At 64.9% G+C, this 19843-nt stretch carries 17 protein-coding genes; 7 read left to right on the top strand and 10 right to left on the bottom strand.

The features are described 5' to 3' along the window. Positions 1–224: 224 nt before the first annotated feature. Positions 225–2039 (top strand): 3'-5' exonuclease, encoded by a 1815-nt coding sequence (locus ACMUOY_RS15170; RefSeq protein ID WP_413893573.1) that lies wholly within the window; start codon positions 225–227, stop codon positions 2037–2039. Positions 2040–2069: 30 nt separating this feature from the next. Further along, positions 2070–4550, top strand: coding sequence for an SIR2 family protein (locus ACMUOY_RS15165; RefSeq protein ID WP_413893572.1), 2481 nt, complete (start codon positions 2070–2072; stop codon positions 4548–4550). Positions 4551–4622: 72 nt separating this feature from the next. Here ACMUOY_RS15165 and ACMUOY_RS15160 read toward each other — a convergent pair whose 3' ends face one another. Further along, positions 4623–6455, bottom strand: coding sequence for a glutamine--tRNA ligase/YqeY domain fusion protein (locus ACMUOY_RS15160; RefSeq protein ID WP_413893571.1), 1833 nt, complete (start codon positions 6453–6455; stop codon positions 4623–4625). A 146-nt stretch (positions 6456–6601) separates the two neighbouring features. Between ACMUOY_RS15160 and ACMUOY_RS15155 the strand changes: the two genes are divergently transcribed. Further along, the gene (locus ACMUOY_RS15155) at positions 6602–7051 is read left to right on the top strand and encodes a hypothetical protein (protein ID WP_413893570.1); all 450 of its coding nucleotides are present in this window, start codon (positions 6602–6604) and stop codon (positions 7049–7051) included. Between the two features lie 56 nt (positions 7052–7107). Here the strand turns inward: ACMUOY_RS15155 and ACMUOY_RS15150 are convergent, their stop codons facing one another. The 8 genes from ACMUOY_RS15150 to ACMUOY_RS15115 form a co-directional block, all read right to left on the bottom strand. Beyond that, positions 7108–7944: a LytR/AlgR family response regulator transcription factor gene (locus tag ACMUOY_RS15150; RefSeq protein WP_413893569.1), complete on the bottom strand. Its 837-nt coding sequence runs from the start codon at positions 7942–7944 to the stop codon at positions 7108–7110. An 11-nt stretch (positions 7945–7955) separates the two neighbouring features. Beyond that, positions 7956–9503, bottom strand: a complete 1548-nt coding sequence (locus ACMUOY_RS15145; RefSeq protein ID WP_413893568.1) for a phytoene desaturase family protein — start codon at positions 9501–9503, stop codon at positions 7956–7958. Between the two features lie 24 nt (positions 9504–9527). After that, positions 9528–10589 carry a sensor histidine kinase gene (locus ACMUOY_RS15140; RefSeq protein ID WP_413893567.1) on the bottom strand — a complete coding sequence of 354 codons (1062 nt, stop codon included), beginning with the start codon at positions 10587–10589 and terminating at the stop codon, positions 9528–9530. Next, positions 10586–10891: a 2TM domain-containing protein gene (locus ACMUOY_RS15135; RefSeq protein ID WP_413893566.1), complete on the bottom strand. Its 306-nt coding sequence runs from the start codon at positions 10889–10891 to the stop codon at positions 10586–10588. Before ACMUOY_RS15135 ends, ACMUOY_RS15140 begins: the two co-directional genes overlap by 4 nt. 117 nt (positions 10892–11008) lie before the next feature. Next, positions 11009–12043 carry an alpha/beta hydrolase family protein gene (locus tag ACMUOY_RS15130; protein ID WP_413893565.1) on the bottom strand — a complete coding sequence of 345 codons (1035 nt, stop codon included), beginning with the start codon at positions 12041–12043 and terminating at the stop codon, positions 11009–11011. A gap of 13 nt (positions 12044–12056) precedes the next feature. Beyond that, positions 12057–12383 carry a 2TM domain-containing protein gene (locus ACMUOY_RS15125; RefSeq protein WP_413893564.1) on the bottom strand — a complete coding sequence of 109 codons (327 nt, stop codon included), beginning with the start codon at positions 12381–12383 and terminating at the stop codon, positions 12057–12059. A 48-nt stretch (positions 12384–12431) separates the two neighbouring features. Next, on the bottom strand, positions 12432–12950 hold the full coding sequence (locus tag ACMUOY_RS15120; RefSeq protein WP_413893563.1) for a DUF6622 family protein: 519 nt from the start codon (positions 12948–12950) through the stop codon (positions 12432–12434). A 60-nt stretch (positions 12951–13010) separates the two neighbouring features. Then, the gene (locus ACMUOY_RS15115) at positions 13011–13424 is read right to left on the bottom strand and encodes a DUF2306 domain-containing protein (protein ID WP_413893562.1); all 414 of its coding nucleotides are present in this window, start codon (positions 13422–13424) and stop codon (positions 13011–13013) included. 217 nt (positions 13425–13641) lie between these two features. Here ACMUOY_RS15115 and ACMUOY_RS15110 point away from each other — a divergent pair, with 217 nt between their 5' ends. From ACMUOY_RS15110 to ACMUOY_RS15095, 4 genes are read left to right on the top strand one after another with little or no spacing between them, the layout of a single operon-like run. Then, entirely contained in the window at positions 13642–15852 is a 2211-nt protein-coding gene (locus ACMUOY_RS15110; RefSeq protein ID WP_413893561.1) for an efflux RND transporter periplasmic adaptor subunit, read from the top strand. 19 nt (positions 15853–15871) lie between these two features. Continuing rightward, positions 15872–16675, top strand: a complete 804-nt coding sequence (locus ACMUOY_RS15105; protein WP_413893560.1) for an ABC transporter ATP-binding protein — start codon at positions 15872–15874, stop codon at positions 16673–16675. Next, positions 16672–17904, top strand: coding sequence for an ABC transporter permease (locus ACMUOY_RS15100; protein WP_413893559.1), 1233 nt, complete (start codon positions 16672–16674; stop codon positions 17902–17904). The genes ACMUOY_RS15105 and ACMUOY_RS15100 overlap by 4 nt, the downstream gene beginning before the upstream one ends. A 47-nt stretch (positions 17905–17951) precedes the next feature. Further along, complete coding sequence (locus ACMUOY_RS15095; protein ID WP_413893558.1) at positions 17952–18776, top strand: undecaprenyl-diphosphate phosphatase; 825 nt, start codon at positions 17952–17954, stop codon at positions 18774–18776. A 29-nt stretch (positions 18777–18805) separates the two neighbouring features. Here the strand turns inward: ACMUOY_RS15095 and ACMUOY_RS15090 are convergent, their stop codons facing one another. Continuing rightward, on the bottom strand, positions 18806–19612 hold the full coding sequence (locus ACMUOY_RS15090) for an alpha/beta hydrolase (RefSeq protein ID WP_413893557.1): 807 nt from the start codon (positions 19610–19612) through the stop codon (positions 18806–18808). Positions 19613–19843: the final 231 nt, after the last annotated feature.

Here is a 19843-nt window from a genome sequence, read left to right as displayed (position 1 = left end):
CAATCCGCTTCAGAAAGCACGCCCTCTCGCCTGACCTCCATCAGAATGTTGCGTGCCACCCGAAACAGAAGAGAACCGAAAAAACTGCCCAACCCCATCGCGAAATGGTCATCAGTCGCTATCAAAGTTGATAGTCCGCGTGGACCCCCGGTCGTGCCTGTTTCAACCCCGTTACGTTTCTTGGCATGATGCGGCCCAGGGAATGACAACAAGAGAGACGGGCGATGGCCACATTGATACCGGCATTGGGGAGTTGCGTTTCGCGCATGACCAGCGGCGAGAGGCGCGTGGCGGAACGGCTGGAGCAAAAGCTCGATGCGGACTACCTGCTCTGGTACGACGTGGCCGTGGGCCCGCGGCACCAGCATCCTGACTTTGTGGTGATGCACCCGCGCCGGGGCATCCTGATCCTGGAGGTGAAGGACTGGCGGCTTTCCACCCTCATCCAGGCCAACCCGCAGACCTGGGACATCCACACCGAAACCGGCCCCAAAACCCTGCCCAGCCCGCTGGAGCAGGCGCGGCAGTACGCGCACCAGGTGGTCCACGCGCTGGAACGCGACCCGCAGCTCGTGCAGCCCGCTGGCCGCCACCAGGGCAAGTTGGCGTTTCCGTGGAGCTACGGCGTGGTGCTGCCCAACATCACCCGCGCGCAGTTTGACAAGGCCGAGCTGCACCACGCGCTGGAGCCGCACCGCGTGGTCTGCCAGGACGAAATGCTCGAATCGGTGGAGCCCGAGGCGCTGCAAAGCCGCCTGTGGGACATGTTCCCCTTCATGATGGGCGGCGTGATGTCGCTGCCGCAGCTGGACCGCGTGCGCTGGATCATGTTTCCCGAGGTGCGCGTGCCCACGCAGGACGCGCTGTTTGACGAAACCGACGCCAACGCCGAGCTGCCCAGCATCATGCGCGTGCTCGACCTGCAGCAAGAGCAGCTGGCGCGCAGCCTGGGCGACGGCCACCGCGTCATCCACGGCGTGGCTGGCTCGGGCAAGACCATGCTGCTGGGCTACCGCGCCGAGCACCTGGCCAAGGCGGCCACCGCGGCCAGCAAGCCCGTGCTCATCCTTTGCTACAACGAACCGCTGGCCCGGCAACTGGCCAGCGTGGTGGCGGCCAAGGGCATTGCCGAGCGCGTGCACGCGGTGCACTTTCACAAGTGGTGCTACGCGCAGCTGAAGGCATACGGGCAGGAGATGCCCGCCAACAACCAGTCCGTCACCGACAAAATGGCCGAGATGGTGCAGCTCGTCATCACCGGCGTGGACCGCCGCCAGATCCCCAGCGGGCAATACCAGGCCGTGCTGATCGACGAGGGCCACGACTTTGCGCCCGAATGGCTGAAGCTGGTGGTGCAGATGGTGGACCCCGCCACCAACAGCCTGCTGGTGCTGTATGACGACGCGCAAAGCATCTACGAGCGTGCGCAGAAGAAGAACTTCAGCTTCAAGAGCGTGGGCATCCAGGCACAGGGGCGCACCACCATCCTCAAGATCAACTACCGCAACACCAGGCAGATCCTGCAGACCGCCAGCCTGGTGGCTGCAGACCTGCTGACCGCCGAAGACCAGGATGACGACGGCGTGCCCCTGCTCAAGCCCGTGAGCTGCGGGCGCGAGGGCGAAGCGCCCATCATCATCCGCCTGCCCACGCTGCGCGAAGAAGCCTGGCAAGTGGCCGACCTGCTGGCCGCCGCGCACCAGGAGGGCCATGCCTGGGGTGACATGGCCGTGCTGTGCCGCCATTACAGCGAGATGGACCTGTGCGCCGACGTGCTGCGCCGCCGGCACCTGCCGCATCAGGTGCGCAAGCGCGCGGGCGACTTTGACCCCGCCGCCGACACCATCAAGATCATGACCCTGCACGCCAGCAAGGGGCTGGAGTTCCCCGTGGTGGCGCTGGTGGGTGCGGGCCACATGCCCGCCGAGGGTGAAGACGAGCGCGAGGAAGCGCGGCTGTTTTATGTGGGGGCTACGCGGGCGACGCAGCGGTTGGTGATTGGGGCGAGTGGGGACGGGAAATTCGCTGCGCGCGTATAGGCAAAACGCAAGCCTTGATCCCGATTTCTAATGGATGATTTCTATATTGCAAATCTTGGAGGAACTATGCCGGTCAGTCTTTTGGAGTTAATTGGCGATATTAATCCGGGGCAGACTGTCCTTGTTTTCGGAGCAGGTGCTTCGGTTCCTTCAGGTGCGCCATCGGTTGCTGATTTGGTGCAGGATATATCTCAGGAATTCAGAATTGAATCCGGTGGGTTGAATTTGCGAGAAATCTCGGGGTTGGCTGAGCAAAAACGCAGTCGGCAGGATGTGATTTCTATTGTGCGTAAGCGTTTTTCCGGCTTGCGTGCTAAGGGTTCAATATTGAACCTGCCTTTGTATGGATGGAAGTCGATATTCACGACAAATTATGATGAGATAGTAGAGGATGCCTATAAGCGTGCCGGACGCTCTATCAAGGTGTTTTCTTCGAATTTTGATTTTACAGTTCAGTCGGATCCAAATGCGGCAAAATTATTCAAGATTCATGGAACGATTGACAAGGATGTTGTGGATGGTAGTCTTTCTCGAATTATAATCACGGATGGAGATTACGATTTAACCGAAGAGTATCGTGAGGTCTTGTATGATCGCTTAAAGGCGGATATATCGCCGGGTGTGCGTGTTTTGATAATTGGTCAATCTTTGGCTGATCAGGATTTAAGAGATGTTATACAGCGAAGTATTGCAATCAACCAAAAAATGCACAATCAAGGAAGGATTGGTTTGCTGTTGTACGAGCGAGATGAAAACAGGGCACAACTCTTGGAGAGTCGAGGTGTGCGGGTCGCTTATGGAGGCCTTGATGATTTCATTGCAGCGTTAGCCTTGAAGGCCCAGGATCATGCCCCTGCTCAATCTCGGTCCGGAGATCTTCTGGATTCGCAGGTCGTACTGCGACCCGGGACTAAGTCAATTGATGACGAGTTGAAGCCCGAGCAGGCTAACGCAAGTGCTGTTTTTAATGGGTGGCCTGCAAACTACAGCGATATCTCGGGCGGTCTTACGTTTGACCGTGTTGTTGCCGGTGAGATTACCGAGTACTATTCTGATTCAGAAAAATTTGTGGCCGTACTTTTAGGTGCGAGTGGAGTCGGAAAGACAACGGCCGCCCGCCAAGTGCTCTTGAAATTGCGTGGGAGAGGATACGATTGTTGGGAGCATAAAGGAGAACACCCGCTAAATGAGAGGGCATGGGTGGAGATTGCAAAACGGCTGAAAATCCAGTCTAAGATGGGCGCGCTCCTAATAGATGACGCGCACACACATTTGTACGAAGTGAATGAGCTGGTTGATCGTTTGGCTTCTGAGGGGTGCACAAACTTCAAGTTGATTTTTACCTCGACGCGCAGTCACTGGGGGCCTCGAGTTAAGACGCCGACCATGTTCTCCATGGGGAGTGAATTTTATATTTCGCAGCTTAGTTCAAAGGAGATCGATAACTTGCTAACTCTGGTGGAGACTGTTCCGGAGTTGCGCTCACTTGTCGAATCAGGTTTTGGCGGCTTTTCTCGGTACGAGAGGCGGCGACGGTTGATAGATCGCTGTGAAGCGGACATGTTTGTTTGTATGAAGAATATTTTCGCCTCGGAAAAATACGATGACATCATCCTGCGGGAATATGGAACCTTATCTGTCGATAATCAGGATATATATCGATATGTTGCTGCAATGGAGTATGCTGGCATTCGTGTGCATCGACAATTGGTGATGCGAATACTGGGATTGCAGGCTAATGCAATATCTGCTTTGCTCTCAGGCCTTGCGGATATCATTACTGAGTATGATGTGAATCCTCGCGAGGGTGTTTATGGATGGCGAGTTCGCCATAATGTAATTGCAGGAATTGTTGCAAAGTATAAATTTTATGATCTTGATAAGTTGATCGAATTGTTTGGACGTGTGATAGATCATATATCGCCTACATTTGATATTGAAATCCGCACCATTCGTGAGTTGTGTAATATCGAATCGGGTTTGTCTGTGATACCGGATAAATCTGTCCAGAATCAGTTGCTGCGGAGAATGATGTCTATAGCTCCGGGGGAGCGTGTGCCTCGACATCGGTTGATAAGGAACTTAATCGATCTCGGGGAGTTTGAGAAGGCTGAGTCTGAAATTAGAATATTTGAAAAGGACTTCGGGAAGGAGGCTCCAACGGCGCGGTACCGAATTCTCCTAATGATAGCTCGTGCGACTGAAACGCCTGGCCTTGCTCAAGAGGATCGCATGGTGATACTGCAACAGGCAAGGGAATTGGCAAGCGGTGCTGTTGTGCGATACGAGACAAATAAGTATGTACTCGGTGCCTACTGTGAGCTTGGCATTGAGACCTTTAAATTGACGGGGTCACATGAGGTATTTGATGAGGCAATGAAATTGCTAAAGAGAGCAGAGTCTCGGGTTGGTGATCCTGATGTAACGAAAATGGTTGTGCGCTATCAGAGGAGAATTTCTGGTCAATCGGTAGTTGATCGGGATTCGACGGGCTTGAGTGGGGGGAAGTAGCTCTTGAGATGAAAAAAAGGCCTGCAATTTGAGTGATTGCAGGCCTCTAATTGGGTGGTGGCTTATTACTTATTACTTCCCCCACGAATCCTTCAACCCCGTCACCCGGTTGAACACCGCCTTGCCCCCCACCCCGTGGTCCTGGCGGTCGGCCACGAAGTAGCCGAAGCGCTCGAACTGGAACTTCTCGTCCGGCCTGGCGGCGGCCAGTGAGGGCTCGACGTAGGCGGTCACCACTTTCAGGCTGTCGGGGTTCAGGCTTTCCAGGAAGTCCTTGCCGCCGGCGTCGGGCTGGACGTCCTTGAACAGGCGGTCGTACAGGCGCACTTCGGCCTGCACGCCGTCGGCCACGCCCACCCAGGTGATGGCGGCCTTGGCTTTCACGCGGTCGGCGCCGGGGGTGCCGCTCTTGGTGTCGGCAATGACCTTGGCGTGCACTTCGGTGACTTTGCCGTCGGCATCCTTGGCGCCCACGCCGGTGCATTCGATGACGTAGCCGCCTTTCAGGCGCACGATGTTGCCGGGGAACAGGCGCTTGTAGCCCTTGGGTGGCACTTCTTCAAAGTCTTCGCGCTCGATCCAAACCTCGCGGCCGATCTTGAACACGCGCTCGGGCGGTGGGGTTTGCCCTTCGGCCAGGGCGCTGTGGGGCAGGGCCGGCTGGATGCAGTCTTCCAGGTAGGCGTCGCTGCCAAAGACTTCGCCCCAGTTGGTCAGCACCAGTTTCACCGGGTCCAGCACGGCCATGCCGCGGTGGGCCTTGTTTTCCAGGTCTTCGCGCAGGCAGCCTTCCAGGGTGCTGTAGTCGATCCAGCTGTCGCTCTTGGTCACGCCGATGCGCTCGGCAAACAGCTGCAGCGCCTCGGGCGTGTAGCCGCGCCGGCGCAGGCCCACGATGGTGGGCATGCGCGGGTCGTCCCAGCCGCTGACCTTCTGGTCGTACACCAGCTGCGCCAGCTTGCGTTTGCTGGTGATCACATAGGTGAGGTTCAGGCGCGCAAATTCGTACTGGCGCGGGTGCGGCTGCGCCAGCAGGCCGCCTTCGCACAGGCGGTCGAGCAGCCAGTCGTAGAACGGGCGCTGGTCTTCAAACTCCAGCGTGCAGATGCTGTGGGTGATCTGCTCCAGCGCGTCTTCGATGGGGTGGGCGTAGGTGTACATCGGGTAGATGCACCATTTGTCGCCGGTGTTGTGGTGGGTAGCCCGGCGGATGCGGTAGATGGCCGGGTCGCGCATGTTGATGTTGGGGCTGGCCATGTCAATCTTCGCGCGCAGCACCATCGCGCCGTCCTCGTAGTGGCCGTCGCGCATGCCGCGGAAGATGCGCAGGTTCTCGGCGGGGCTGCGGGTGCGAAAGGGGCTGTCCACACCGGGCTTGCCGAAGTCGCCGCGGTTGGCGCGCATTTCTTCGGGCGTCTGCTCGTCCACGTAGGCGTGGCCGGCTTCGATGAGGTACTCCGCCGCGCGGTACATGAAGTCGAAGTAGTCGCTGGCCTGGTAGAGGTGGTGCTCGGTCTGGCCGTTGAAGGTGGAATCCCAGCTGAAGCCCAGCCACTGCACCGCGTCGAGAATGGAGTTGACGTATTCGGTGTCTTCCTTCTCGGGGTTGGTGTCGTCAAAGCGCATGTGGCACACGCCGCCGTAGTCGCGCGCCAGGCCAAAGTTCAGGCAGATGCTCTTGGCATGGCCCACGTGCAGGTAGCCGTTGGGCTCGGGCGGAAAACGGGTGCGGATCTTCGCCGGGTCCGGCACGCCCGTGGCCTGGTGGGCGGCGTCGCCCGGGCTGCCGGCCCAGTGGCGGGTGGCATAGGTGCCTTTTTCCAGGTCGTTCTCGATGATCTGGCGCAGGAAGTTGCTGACTTTGGGGGCTTCGGCGGCGGTGTTTTTGTCGGTGGGGGCGCTCATGGGTTCATTTTAGGGGGCGGGGGGCCGGCGTTACATCTGGCAACGGCCTTCACGCAACAGAAGCCAACCAGATCGTAGGGTGCCGCGTTAGACCGGTACGCCCACCTGCCATCCTGTCGGTGGTGCGCAATTTCCAGGAGACTGACATGCGCTTCAACCTTCTTTCTTCCCTTCGCCGCCAGGGCGTCCGCGCCGGCATGATCGCGGCGGTCGGCGTCGCCGCATGGGCGGCCGCCGGCGCAGCCCAGGCGGGCAGCAATGTGTACTGGTCGGTGGGTGTCGCGGCACCCGGCGTGCAAGTGGGCGTGGCCAATGCGCCGGCCGTCTACGGTGGCTCGGTCTATGGGGGCCCCGTCTACGGCGCGCCGGCTTATGTGCAATCGGCGCCGGTCTATGTCCAGCCGGCTCCGGTTTATGCGGCGCCTGCGCCGGTGTACTACCGCCCGCGCGTGGTGGCACCCGTGGTCTACCGCCCGGTGGTGCGGCCGTATGCCTACGGCTATCGCCATCACCAACACGGCCCGCGCCCGGTGCCTTATTACGCCCCCGGCGCCTATGGGGTGGGCCCGGCCGCCACGGTGGGCTATGGTCCCTGAGCGGCGCGCTCGCTGAATAGCCCGCAGCGGGCCCGGTGAATGCCGGGCCGATTGCTTTACATGGCGCGGAACAGGTGGGCGTACAACCGGCTGACGGCCAGGCGCTCGGGCCGCCCGCGCAGGCTCAGGCTCAGCTTTCCGGCCTCGTCGCGGGTCACGGTATCGATCAGGCTGGCCCGCACCACGGTGCCGCGGTGGATCTGCCAGAACACCTGGGGGTCCAGCTGGGCGATCAGCTCCTTCAGCGGGGTGCGGATCAGGTATTCGGCACCGGCGGTGAGCACGCGCAGGTACTTGTCGGCCGCCTCGAAATACAGCACCTCGTCCACCGGCACCATGCGGATGGACGCGCCCAGTGCACCGGGCAGGCTGGCGGCGATCACGCTCAGGCGCGGTGCGGCGCCGCCCCCTTCGGCCGCCAGCAGGCCACGCAGACGCTCCAGCATGGGCTCCATGGCTGCTTCAGTTTCGATAGCTGAAACTGACCGTTTCGCGCTGGCTTTGCGCAATTTTTCCACTGTTTTTTGCAAACGGGCGGCCTGCACGGGCTTGAGCAGGTAGTCCACGGCCTGCGCCTCGAAGGCCTGCACCGCGTATTCGTCGTAGGCGGTGACAAACACCAGCGCCGGAAAGGCACGGTCCGGCGCGTCGGCCGGTGGCCACTGGTCGGCCAGCTCGGCGGCGGCCTCCAGCCCGGACAACCCCGGCATGCGGATGTCGAAAAACAGCACGTCGGGCGCCAGCGCCATCGCCTGCTTCACGGCCGACAAGCCGTCGCCCACGCTGGCCACCACCTTCAGCTCGGGCCAGGCCCGCGCCAGTTCGGCCTGTAGCGCGGCGGCCAGCAGGGGTTCGTCTTCGGCGATCAGGGCGGTGGGGGCGGGTGCGTTCATGCGGCGGGCCTTCAGCGGGACATCTGTTTCCACAGGCGCGGCTCGATCGAGGCCGCGGCCATGAAGCCGCCCATGGCCGCGCCCTGGATGCCCAGGCTGGTCACGTCCTGCCCGCCCAGAAACAGGCCCGGCACCGGCGTGCGCACGTGCAGCGCGGGGTCGAGCAGGCGCTCGGGCGTCATGCGCAGGCCGTACATGGCGCCGCGCGGGGCGTTGGCGTAGGCGGCGTGCGACAGGGGCGTGGCCAGCTCGTGGAACACGATGCGGTCGGCCAGCGCGGGGAACAGGCGTTTGAACTGTGCCAGCAGGCGCTCCTCGATCCACGACTTGGTGGCTTCGTAATCCTCGGGCCGCGCGCCAAGGTGCGAATCCTTCCAGCGCTCGAACACCTCCCAGCCGCAGGGCGCGAGCAGTTCGGCCGTGAAGCCGCCGCTGTGCGCCGGGTCGTTGACCGAGCCGAAGGAGACGAACACCGAGGGCGCGTCGGTGTCGGTGGGGTCGTTCCAGTCCAGCGCGTCGGGCCCGGCCGGGGTTTCGTAGATCCAGTGGTTGGCGCCGTTGATGCCCGCATCGCGGATGTCGCCCTCAAAACCCAGAAACAGCGCCACGTAGGTGCCGCTGGGCTTGAAGGTGGCGATTTCGGCCTGCCAGCCGGGTGCGGCCTCGCGCGGCAGGGCTCGGGCCGTGTTGGCCGCACCCATGGCCGAGACGATGGCCGGCGCGCGCTCGACCTCGCCCGACTGCAGCCGCACGCCGCAGGCGCGCCCGCGCTCCATTTCGATGCCGGCCACGGTGGCCGAGGTGCGCAGCTCGCCGCCGGCGGCCCGGACGGTGGCGCCCAGGCTTTCGGCAAAGCGCTGCGGCCCGCCCACCGGGTACCAGGCGCCGTGGGTGTAGCTGCCCAGCACGGCGGCGTGAAGCATCAGCGGCGCCTCGACCGGGGGCAGGCCGTAGTCGCCGCCGCGCGCGGCCAGCAGCTGGCGCAGGATGGGGTTCTTGATCTCGGCCACGGCCTGCGCCACGGTGGTTTTCGCGGCCTCACGCAGCGCACCGCCGCGCACCCAGCCCATCAGCGTGGCGGCCGGCCTGGGCAGGCCATGCAGGGGGTAGGCTTGCATGGCGGCGCGGGTGGCTTTGCGGAAATCCTGCGCGTAACGCTCCAGCGCGGCAGCTTCTTCCGGAAACAGCGCCTTCAGGCGCGTGATGTTGTCCGACTCCGGTGCGCCAAAGCTGAAGCTGAACTCGCCGCCCGGCTGTGACGGATCGTTCAGGCGCACGGTGTCGAAGTGCTTGGGCAGCGGGGCAAACTGCAGGCTGCCGTCGCCCAGCCAGCCCAGGAGCCGGCCAAAGCTGCCTGCCGCGCCGCTCTGCGGGCCGACACCGCCGATGTAGTGCAGCCCGGTGCCGAAGCGAAAGCCCTGCCGCTCGAAAGTCTGTGTCATGCCGCCCAGCACGAAATGCTGTTCCAGCACCAGCACACGCAGGTCGCAGCGGGCCAGCGCGGCGGCGGCGGTGAGCCCGCCGATGCCGGAGCCGATGACGATGGCATCCCAATCCATGATGAGCGTCCCTGTGGTGGTGTCTTAGGTGGCGGGGTTCGGTGCCGGAAGGTGGATGCGGATCACCGTGCCCTGTCCGGGCGCGGACTGCAGATCCACCTGGCCGCGGCCGTCGTAGGCGGTGGCCACGCGCTCGCGCACCTGCGCCAGGCCGAAGCGGCTGCCACCGGTGGTGGCCGGCGCAGCGGGGTCGAAGCCCGCGCCGGTGTCGGCCACTTCCAGCAGGAGGCCGGCGCCTTCAGCTTGCGCACGCACGGTGATGTGGCCACCGTCCACCTGGGGCTCCAGCCCGTGGCGGATGGCGTTTTCCACCAGCGGCTGCAGCAGCAGCGGCGGAACGGGCACGTCGCGCAGCGCGTCGGGCAGTTCCAGCGTGCTGCCCAGGCGCGGGCCCATGCGGATGGCCATCAGCGCCAGGTAGTCTTCCAGCCGCGCGAACTCGGCCGACAGCGGGTGGGCGGTGGCACGCGAGCCGCTGAGCGTGGCGCGCAGGTAGCGGTTCATGTGGTCCAGCATGATCTGGGCGCGGGGCGGGTCGATGCCGATCAGCGCGCGCAGGTTGGCCAGCGTGTTGAACAGCATGTGCGGCTCCAGCTGCGTCTCCAGCAGCTTCAAGCGCGCTTCGCTGGCCTGGCGGCCGGCCTCCACCATCTTGCGTTCCAGGTAGGCGCTCTTGCTGGCCGCATAGAAGTAGTAGCTGCCGACAACGCCGGCCAGCACGGTGATCAGGATCGAGTTGCGCAGTTCCACCGCACGGTCCACCGGCGGCGCGCCGGCGTACCAGCCAAACGTGCGGCAGCCGAGGTCGGCCAGCGCATTGCCCAGCAGATAGCCCACGGCGATGCCACCGGCCACCAGCAGCGGCCCGGCCACGCCCGAGGGCCAACCGGTTTCCGCCGCTGAGGGAAACAGGTGGCGGCCGAGGTCGATGATCGCCCAGGTGAACAGGCCGATGGCCAGCGAATAGGCCACCGGCGGCGCCCACGGCCGCTCAGGCATGAAGATGACCTGCAGCGTGGCCACCCCCAGGCAGAAGGCCATGACCTGCAGCAGATGCTGCAGCTTGGAGATCAGGTCGATTTTCACGGCGTGCCGCCAGGGCCCTGCTGGCGCTGCAGGCGCTCGCGCTCCTTTTGCACCAGGCGCTCGCGCAGGCCGCCGCCGGTACCCAGCATGAAGACCGAAATGCCGTGCAGCGTCAGGCCCAGGCCCCAGCCCAGCAACGGAAATACCGACCACGGGCGGCTGCCGAAGCCGTAGTGCGACATCCCGAAAAACACCAGATTGACCAGCACATAGACCGTGGCGTGTACGTACCAGCCGAGTTTGGCGCCGGCGCGTTTGCGTGCCAGCCGTTCGAGTTGTTCGGGGGAGAGGGGAGAGGTCATGGTGGGCTTCTTGGAAGGGTGCGGATGATTCTAGGCGGCCAGCAGGGCAACGAGGAGAAAGAGCGTGCTCAGCATGATCGTGGCCTTGCGGTCGGCCTTGTAATCGGTTGTGAGTCGTCAGGGCAGCAGATGCAGGCGGAAGAACGAGGCGATCTGGCGGTCGACCTCGGGAAGCTGGCTGCGGCTGAAGCCCGGCGGATCGGCGAGCAGCTGGCCTTCCACTTCGCCCAGCACGGCGGCTGGCGGCAGCGGCGACAAGAGGATGCTGTGGCCGCCATCCGGCAGGTGGGCGATCCACACACATGGGGTGCACGCGCGCAGCACGGCATCGCTGTGCCAGCGCGGCATGAGCCAGCGGTCGCGGCCGGCGGTGACCAGGCCCAGCGGGATGCGCGGCTGGGCCAGCGATGCCGGGTCGAAGTCGGCCGCAGCTGGTACGCCGGCCACCGCGGCGGCGATGCGCGGGTCATGGTGTTCGACCAGCGTCTCGTCGTCGAAGCGCTGGCGCAGCACGCCCATGGCCACTGACGTCTTCATGCCATCGAAAAGGCCGCCGTTCAGCAAGGTGAACGTGCCGACGCAGGCATTGAAGTCCTCGGAGATGTGGGCCTCACAGTGCCGCAGAAAGCGCGCGGATGACCAGCGGCCGCCGGCCAGGCTCAGCGCCGTGTGGCCGCCGGCGGACTGGCCCACGACCCCCACCTTGTTCAGGTCCAGCAGCGGCGCAAACCGTGCGTCCCGCGCCACCGCATCGATGGCGCGCGAGACCTCCGCGGGCCGCTGTTTCCAGCTTTCGGGGCCGGGTGCGGAGGTGTCCTTGTAGTTGTCGCCGCGGTGCTCGGGCAGGGCGACCATGAAGCCGGCGTCGACCAGCGCCTGCGCCAGGTCGGTGTGGACCCAGGGGGCGCCGCCGGAGCCGTGAGACAAGACGATCAGGCGCCGGTTGCCGGCGATGGCCCGGCCATTCCAGGCCACGCTGGGGTTGAACGGCCCGCGCGCCACGGGGGCGGCCGGGCTGTCGGACGCATAGAACACCGTCACCGGGCCGTCGCCCTTCAGGCCGGGCAATTCCGTCAGACCCATGCTGGCGTGGGCCAGGGTGCCGAGCAGCGCCAGGATGGTGGCGAGGCAGGAGCGAAGGCGGGCGTGCATCATGAATTCCGGTTTACCAGGGGTCGCGCTGGCTGGACAGGCGGGCCCGCTCCTGGTCGATCAGCCGTTGCTGCAGCCCGCCGCCGCCCAGTGACAGCCACACACCGAGGCCGTGCAGCAGCAGACCCAGGCCCCAGCCCAGCGCGGGGAATATGGCCCAGTTGCGCCCGGTACTGAACGAGACCAGCATCAGCACGGTGTTGACGGCCAGGTAGACCATCGCGTGCACATACCAGCCCATGCGGGCACCGGCGCGCCGGCGGGCGGTGGCTTCCAGGGACGCATCGTCGCCGACAAGGACAGTGCGCGAGGGCAGGGCGGAAGCGTGAAGGTGTGACATGACGAAGCTCCTTTCAAAGAATGGGGAAGAACTGGTGCGGTGGATCGATCAGGCCGGGTTGGCCAGGAGTTGGCGCTCCTGCGCCATGGCCAGGCGCCACAGGCGGGCGGCACGGGCCGCGAACACGCCGCTGAAGGCGCCGTACAGCGCGCTGACCGGTAGCGCAAAACTCATGTCGTTCGCCTGCACAAGGTGCATCCCCAGCGCAACGCCGACCGCGTACTTGGTGAAGAAGATGCCCATCATCAGCGCCAGCGGCACGGCGCTGCCGGGCACGGTGAAGCGGCGGCTGGTCGCGTCATAAACCGTGCCGGCGGGTACGGGACGGTTGAACAGGATCAGGAGCACGGCAACCGCACCGGCCATCCAGGCGAACAGGGCGGTCGGCACAGCGGAGAAGGCGGACACCGTGCCGTAGAACGAGAAGGCGGCCATGCCGACGGCCAGCAGGGTGATGCGCGACAGCCCGAGCCGACGGGTCAGCAGCTGGTTGAGGCCGAGCCAGAGCAGGGCGGCGAACAGGGCGAAGACCCACTTCGGGGTGTTGGCGAGGATCTGGAGCAACATGAGGATTCCTTTGAGGGGTTGACGGGGTGGTTTAGGACAGGCGAGCGGGTGCTGGCGGATTCAGGTCAGACCCAGCCACTGGCCCCAGACCAGCTGGCCGAGGTAGCGCGAGGGCAGCAGGGTGAAGACGCCGGCGCCGATGCAGGCCTGGAAATACAGCCTCTGCATGGTCTTGCGATGGCCAACGATGTTCTTTTTGGCCAGAAACCAGAAGGCGCCGAACAGGCCAAAGAGCGTGACCGGCACCAGCAAGTGGATCGGGGTGTAGCCGGCGAGGTTGGGCAGGCTGAAATCGCGGATGAACAGCGCCGAGATGGCCGTGGCCAGCATCAGCGTGACCCAGGCGTAGCCGAAGGCTCGGTGCAGGCGGGGCCGCTGGGCGGCGCCCTTGCGCGCCCACAGGGCGATGGGGCCGGTGACCAGCGCGCCCAAGGCAGCGGTCATGTGGATGGCGATGACGGGGGTGAGTTGCATGGTGGGCTCCGGTTGGGTGTTCATTGGGGCGATGGGCGAACTGTGCCGGCCGCCGCGGCTTGCGGCCATCGGGATGCGACGAAATGCGCCGAGGCGGCGCGAAATGCGGGAAACGGGCGCCAGTTGACCGGATGGCGGCCGCGGATTTGCCGGTTCTTTACACAGACTGTCCCCGTGGGCCATGGCGCAGGGAGGCAGCTTTCCTACAATCGTTGGCATGAAAAAGACTTACCTGATCGCCGGCGCGGTGGCGCTGGCGCTGGCGGGCGGCGGCGCCTGGTGGTGGACCCAGCGCGACAGTGCGGCGGACGTGCAGTACCGCACCGGCAAGATCGAGCGCGGGTCCCTTCTGGCCACCGTGTCGGCCAGTGGCGCGGTGAATCCGGTGACCCAGGTCTCGGTGGGCACGCAGGTGTCGGGCCAGATCAAGGAGCTTTACGTCGATTTCAACTCGCTCGTCAAGGCGGGCCAGCTGATCGCAGTGATCGATCCGGAGACCTTCGAGTACCGCGTGCGCTCGGCCCAGGCCGACGTGGATGCCGCGCGGGCTGCGGTGATGACGGCGCAGGCCAACGCGCTGGCCAGCCGCGCCAGCATCTCCCGCGCGCAAGTCGACCTGAACGAGGCCCAGCGCGACTTCGATCGCAAGCAGAGCCTGGTGGAGAAGCAGTTCATCGCCCAGAGCGAGGCCGACAAGGCGCGCGCCCTGGTCAACACCACCACGGAGTCGCTCAAGCTGGCGCAGGCGCAGGCCGGCGTGACCGAGGCCCAGATCAAGACCGCCCAGGCCAACGTGGCCCAGCGCGAGGCGGCGCTGGCCCAGGCCCGGGTGGACTTGCAGCGCACCCGCATCACCTCTCCGGTGGACGGCATCGTGATCAAGCGCGCCATCGAAAAGGGCCAGACGGTGGCCGCCAGCCTGCAGGCGCCAGAGCTGTTCGTGATCGCCCAGAACCTCAGCGACATGCAGGTGGACGCCAGCATCGACGAGTCGGATGTGGGCCGCATCCGCACCGGGCAGAAGGCCTCCTTCACGGTGGATGCGTTTCCGGGCCAGACCTTCGAGGGCTCGGTGCGCCAGGTGCGCAAGGCGGCGCAGAACGTCGCCAACGTGGTGACCTATGTCGCGGTGGTGGGTTTTTCCAACGTGGGCGATCGCCTGGTGCCCGGCATGACGGCCAATGTGCGCATCGTGACCGAGTCGCGGGAGAACGTGCTGAAGGTGCCCAACGCAGCGCTGCGGGTGCGCATCGCCGGGGTGGAGCCGGCGGCGCCCGCCCAGGGCGCGGCATCGGGCGCCTCGGCACCCGCGTCGACCAGCACCGGCAGCGCCGGCGGCTGGACCTGGTTCAGCCAGGCTGTGGCCCAGCCGGCTGGTGGTGGCGGCGGTTTTGCGGCACTGCGCGAGCGCCTGGTGAGCGAGCTGCAGCTCGATGCCGACCAACAGGCCAGGCTTGACGCGATCAGCGCCGAACTGCGGCCGAAGTTCATGGCCCTGCGCGATCTGCCCGAAGAGGAGCGTGCGGCGGCCCGGGAGAAGGTCAGCGCCGAGATGCGCAGCAAGATCACCGCCATGCTGACGCCGGCACAGAAGAGCAAATACGAGGCCCTGCAGGCCCAAGCCGCCTCGTCCGGTCCTCGTCCGGCCGCGCAGGCCCCTTCGGCGAGCGCGGCAGTCGCTTCAAAAAATATAGCTAATAGTGACCAATCGGCGCTGGGAAGTGGCAAAAAAGATCCAAAAAATGCGCCTGTAGCGGCTGGAACGCCTCCCGTCAGCGCCGCCAGCGCCCCGGCAACGGGCTCGCAGGCCCCTGCCGCGCCGCTCGCGGCTGGCACGGTGCCTGCGGCGCCGGCAGCTCCCATGGCCGCCGCCCCCGCCCCCGGCGCGAACGCAGCCAGTCCGGGTGCTGGCGCGGCGCCGCCCGCTCCCGCCGCACCGGGCGCCCCCGGCGCCAATGCGGCCACCGAGTTCCGCAACCGACTGGTCGCCGAGCTGGCCCTGACGCCAGCCCAGGTGGAGAAGGTCGATGCCATTTATGCCGAGTCCAGGCCGAAATTCGCCACGCTGCGCGACCTGCCGGCCGAGGAGCGGCCCAAGGCCCGCGACCGCATCATGGCCGACATCCGCGCCCGCATCGGCGATGTGCTGACCCCCGAGCAGAAGCCGAAATATGCCGCGCTGGTGGCGCAGGCCGCCAGTCGGCAGAACACGCGCGGACGCATCTACCTGCTGGGCGAGGACGGCAAGCCCGTGGCCTACAACGTGCGCCTGGGCATCACCGATGGCACCAGCACCGAGCTGATCGTGCCGGCAGGTTCGCCCGAGGCCACCGTGCTGAAGGAAGGCGCCGTGGTCATCACCGGCACGGTCACGCCGGGGTCCGCGCAGCCGAAGCCGGCCACGACCGGCCCGCGCATGCCGTTCTGAGCACAGCGAATTGCACGCCATGCCCGACGCCACGCCGCCACCGAACGCCCTCGCGAAGCCCGCTGCGGGCACCCCGCTGATCGAGGCGCGCGACCTGGTCAAGACCTACACCATGGGCGACATGACGGTGCATGCGCTGCGGGGCGTCTCGCTGGACATCGACGCCGGCGATTTCGTGGCCATCATGGGGGCATCCGGCTCGGGCAAATCGACGCTGATGAACATCCTGGGTTGCCTGGATCTGCCCACCTCCGGCGAATACCGGCTGGCTGGCGAGGAGGTGGAGGGGTTGGCGCAGGACCAGCTGGCCTCCATCCGCAACCGCCGCATCGGATTCGTCTTCCAGCAGTTCAACCTGTTGCCGCGCACCAGCGCGCTGGAAAACGTGGAGCTGCCGATGGTCTATGCCGGCCTGAAATCGGCCCAGCGTCGCGCCATGGCGATGGCGGCATTGGAGCGCGTGGGCCTGGGCGAGCGCGCCGGCCACACCCCGTCCGAGCTTTCGGGCGGGCAGCAGCAGCGCGTGGCCATTGCGCGGGCGCTGGTGAACAACCCGCCGCTGATCCTGGCCGACGAGCCGACGGGCGCGCTCGACACCCGGACCAGCGAAGACATCATGACGCTGCTGACCGAGCTCAATTCGCAGGGCATGACCGTGGTGATCGTTACGCACGAGAGCGACATCGCCGCCTGGGCGCGGCGCAAGCTGGTGTTTCGCGACGGCCAGATCGTCGAGGACGTGCGGCAGCCGGGCCATCGCGGCGGGATCGCGGAGAAATTGGAGTCTGACCCCAATTTATGGGCTCAGGGAGCCGCGCCATGAATTTCTTCGCCCCCTTCCGCATTGCCCTGCGCGCGCTGGCTGCCAACACCCTGCGCTCCATCCTCACCATGCTGGGCATCATCATCGGCGTGGCGGCGGTCATCACCATGATCGCTGTGGGCAGCGGCGCCACCCAGCGCGTGCAGGAGCAGATGAAGGGCCTGGGCTCCAACATCATGCTGGTCATCCCCGGCGGCATCACGGCCGGGGGCGTGCGCCTGGGTGCGCAGACCGGCCAGGGCCTGACCGAGGAAGACGCGCTGGCCATCGCCCGGGAGGTGCCCGAGGTGCAGGTGGCCGCGCCGAGCTCACGCACCGGCGCGCAGGTGGTGGCGGGCAACACCAACTGGAGCACCTCGATCTTTGGGACCACCAACGACTACCTCGAAGCGCGCGAATGGGCGCTGTCGGACGGGCGGGCTTTCGACGCCGCCGACATCCAGGGATCGGCCAAGGTGGCCATCATCGGCCAGACCGTGGCGCGCGAGCTGTTCGGAGATGTGGATCCGCTGGACCAGGTGATCCGGGTCAAGAAGATCCCTGTCACCGTCATCGGCGTGCTGTCCAAGAAAGGGCAGAACTCGATGGGGCAGGACCAGGACGACGTCGTCATCGTGCCGATCTCCACCTACCGCAACCGCATCCAGGGCGGTACCGGCGGCAAGCTCAAGCGCATCGGCTCCATCAGCGTCAAGGTGCGTGAGGGCCATAGCATGAAGGCCGCCGAAGAGGGCATCAAGGAGCTGCTGCGCCAGCGCTTCAAGGTGCAGCCGGGCGCGGAAGACCCGTTTGCCATCCGCAACCTGACCGAGATCCTGCAGGCACAGGAGGCGTCCAGCCGCATCATGACGCTGCTGCTGGCTGCCGTGGCCGGAATCAGCCTGGTGATCGGCGGCATCGGCATCATGAACATCATGCTGGTCAGCGTGACCGAGCGCACCCGTGAGATCGGCCTGCGCATGGCGGTGGGCGCACGGGGCCGTGACATCCTGGCGCAATTCCTGATCGAAGCGGTCACGCTGAGCCTGATCGGCGGCGCCATCGGCGTGTTGCTGGGCGCCATCGCAACCTGGAGCGTCGGGCAGTTTGCCGGCTGGCAGGTCAGCATGAGCGTGAGCTCGATCTTCCTGGCGGCGGGGTTCTCGGCCTTTGTCGGCGTGTTCTTCGGTTTCTATCCTGCACACCGGGCCTCCAGGCTGTTGCCGATCCAGGCGCTGCGCTACGAGTGAGTATCGTCACCGGGCGGCGATAATCCCCGCTCTTTTCAGGAGCGCGCGTGGATATTGTTCTGCTGGTCAAAGCTGCCGTGATGGGTGTGGTCGAGGGCTTGACCGAATTCCTGCCGATTTCATCCACGGGCCACCTGATCCTGGCGGGCGCGCTGTTGGGCTTCGACGACGAGAAGGCCAAGGTCTTCGACATCGCGATCCAGACCGGCGCCATCCTGGCGGTGATCATCGTGTACTGGAAGAAGATCCACGACACGATCGTGGCCCTGCCCACCAGCCGGCAGGCGCAGCGCTTCACGGTCAATGTGCTGATCGCTTTCATTCCCGCGGTCATTCTCGGGCTGCTGTTCGGCAAGGCGATCAAGGCGCACCTGTTCACACCGGTCGTGGTGGCCAGCACTTTCATCATCGGAGGCTTCATCATCCTGTGGGCCGAGAAGCGCCCGCAAAGCGCCGCGCGGATCCAGAACCTCGACAGCATGACGCCGCTGGATGCCCTCAAGGTCGGGCTGGTGCAGTGCCTGGCCATGATCCCCGGAACCAGCCGCAGCGGCGCCACCATCATTGGCGGCATGCTGCTGGGCCTGTCCCGGCGCGCGGCCACCGACTTCTCGTTTTTCCTGGCGATTCCCACGCTGATCGGCGCCGGCGCCTACAGCCTGTACAAGGAGCGCGCGCTGCTCTCGATGGCCGACCTGCCGCTGTTTGGTGTCGGCCTGCTGTTTTCGTTCGTGAGTGCCTGGATCTGCGTGCGCTGGCTTCTAGGCTACATCTCGACCCACAACTTCGTGCCCTTTGCCTGGTACCGCATCGCCTTCGGGCTGGTGGTGCTGGGCACGGCTTGGAGCGGCCTGGTGAGCTGGGCCCCCTGACAGGGTGCCAATCTTTCAGGGGCGCGGGCTCAGCGCGCTTCGAAGCCGCGCAGCGAGGCCTCGATGGCCGCCGCCGTGGCCAGCGGCTTCTCCATCGGAAAGAGGTGGCTGCCGTCGAGCATCATGACGCGGCCCTTGACCAGTTTTTCGGTCAGGCCCATGCCCACCTGCTGCATTTCCAGCGACTGGATGCCACCAATGAAGGCCACCGGGCATTTCAGCGGGTGGCGCCGGATCAGCCGGTCCAGGTTGTCGGGCAGGGTGTTGTAAATCTGCGTCTCTACCTCGCGATCGAAGGCCAGCACGCGCTTGCCCCCGTCGTCGCGCATGCCATGGTTCACATAGTCGGCCAGCACCTGCGGATCCCAGCGCGCAAAGGCCTTTTTGTGGCGGAAATGTTCCAGCGCCGCTTCGCGATCCGGCCAGCTGTTGCGCCGGGCCCGGCTGACGCGCCCCGGTGACACCGAACCGACCAGTTGCGTGCGCTTCATCACCGCCATGGTGGAGGCGCGCCAGCCTCCCAGGATGGGGGAATCAACCAGCAACACGCCACGGGCCAGTTCGGGATGGCGGGCGGCGGCCATCAGGCTCAGGAAGCCGCCCAGCGAGTGGCCGACCAGAAAGGCGGGCTCGCCTGCCTTGTCCACCTCGCGACGGGTGAAATCGGCCAGTTGCTGCACGAGGTGCGGCCAGTTGTCCGTGACCGGGTAGGCGGGGTCATGGCCGAACCTTTCGACGGCTTTTACCGTGAAGCCGCGTTGGCGCAGGCTCTTGAACAGCACACGGTAGGTGCTGGCGGGAAAGCTGTTGGCATGGGAAAACACGATCAGGGGCATGTTGTCAATCCATTCGGTTCAGGCGTTCTTGAAAAGCAACAACTTTTACGTTGGGGGGGGCTCCATTGATTTTTCTCAATGAATTTGGAAATGGCCTGTTTTAAGCGTAACCTTGCAACCCGTAAGGTTTAAGCTTCCGTCCCAAGTGTAAATGGCGTGGTTCTGGCGTTCAGGTGGTGGCAGATCGGTCACCACCCCGTGTGGAACGAGGGCCAGGTGCACACAGGCAGG

The organism is Candidatus Skiveiella danica (assembly GCF_022705245.1).
GTDB lineage: Bacteria > Pseudomonadota > Gammaproteobacteria > Burkholderiales > Burkholderiaceae_C > Skiveiella > Skiveiella danica.
The sequence above is the reverse complement of the archived record's forward strand: the minus strand, read 5'-3'. Positions and strand labels throughout refer to the sequence as shown.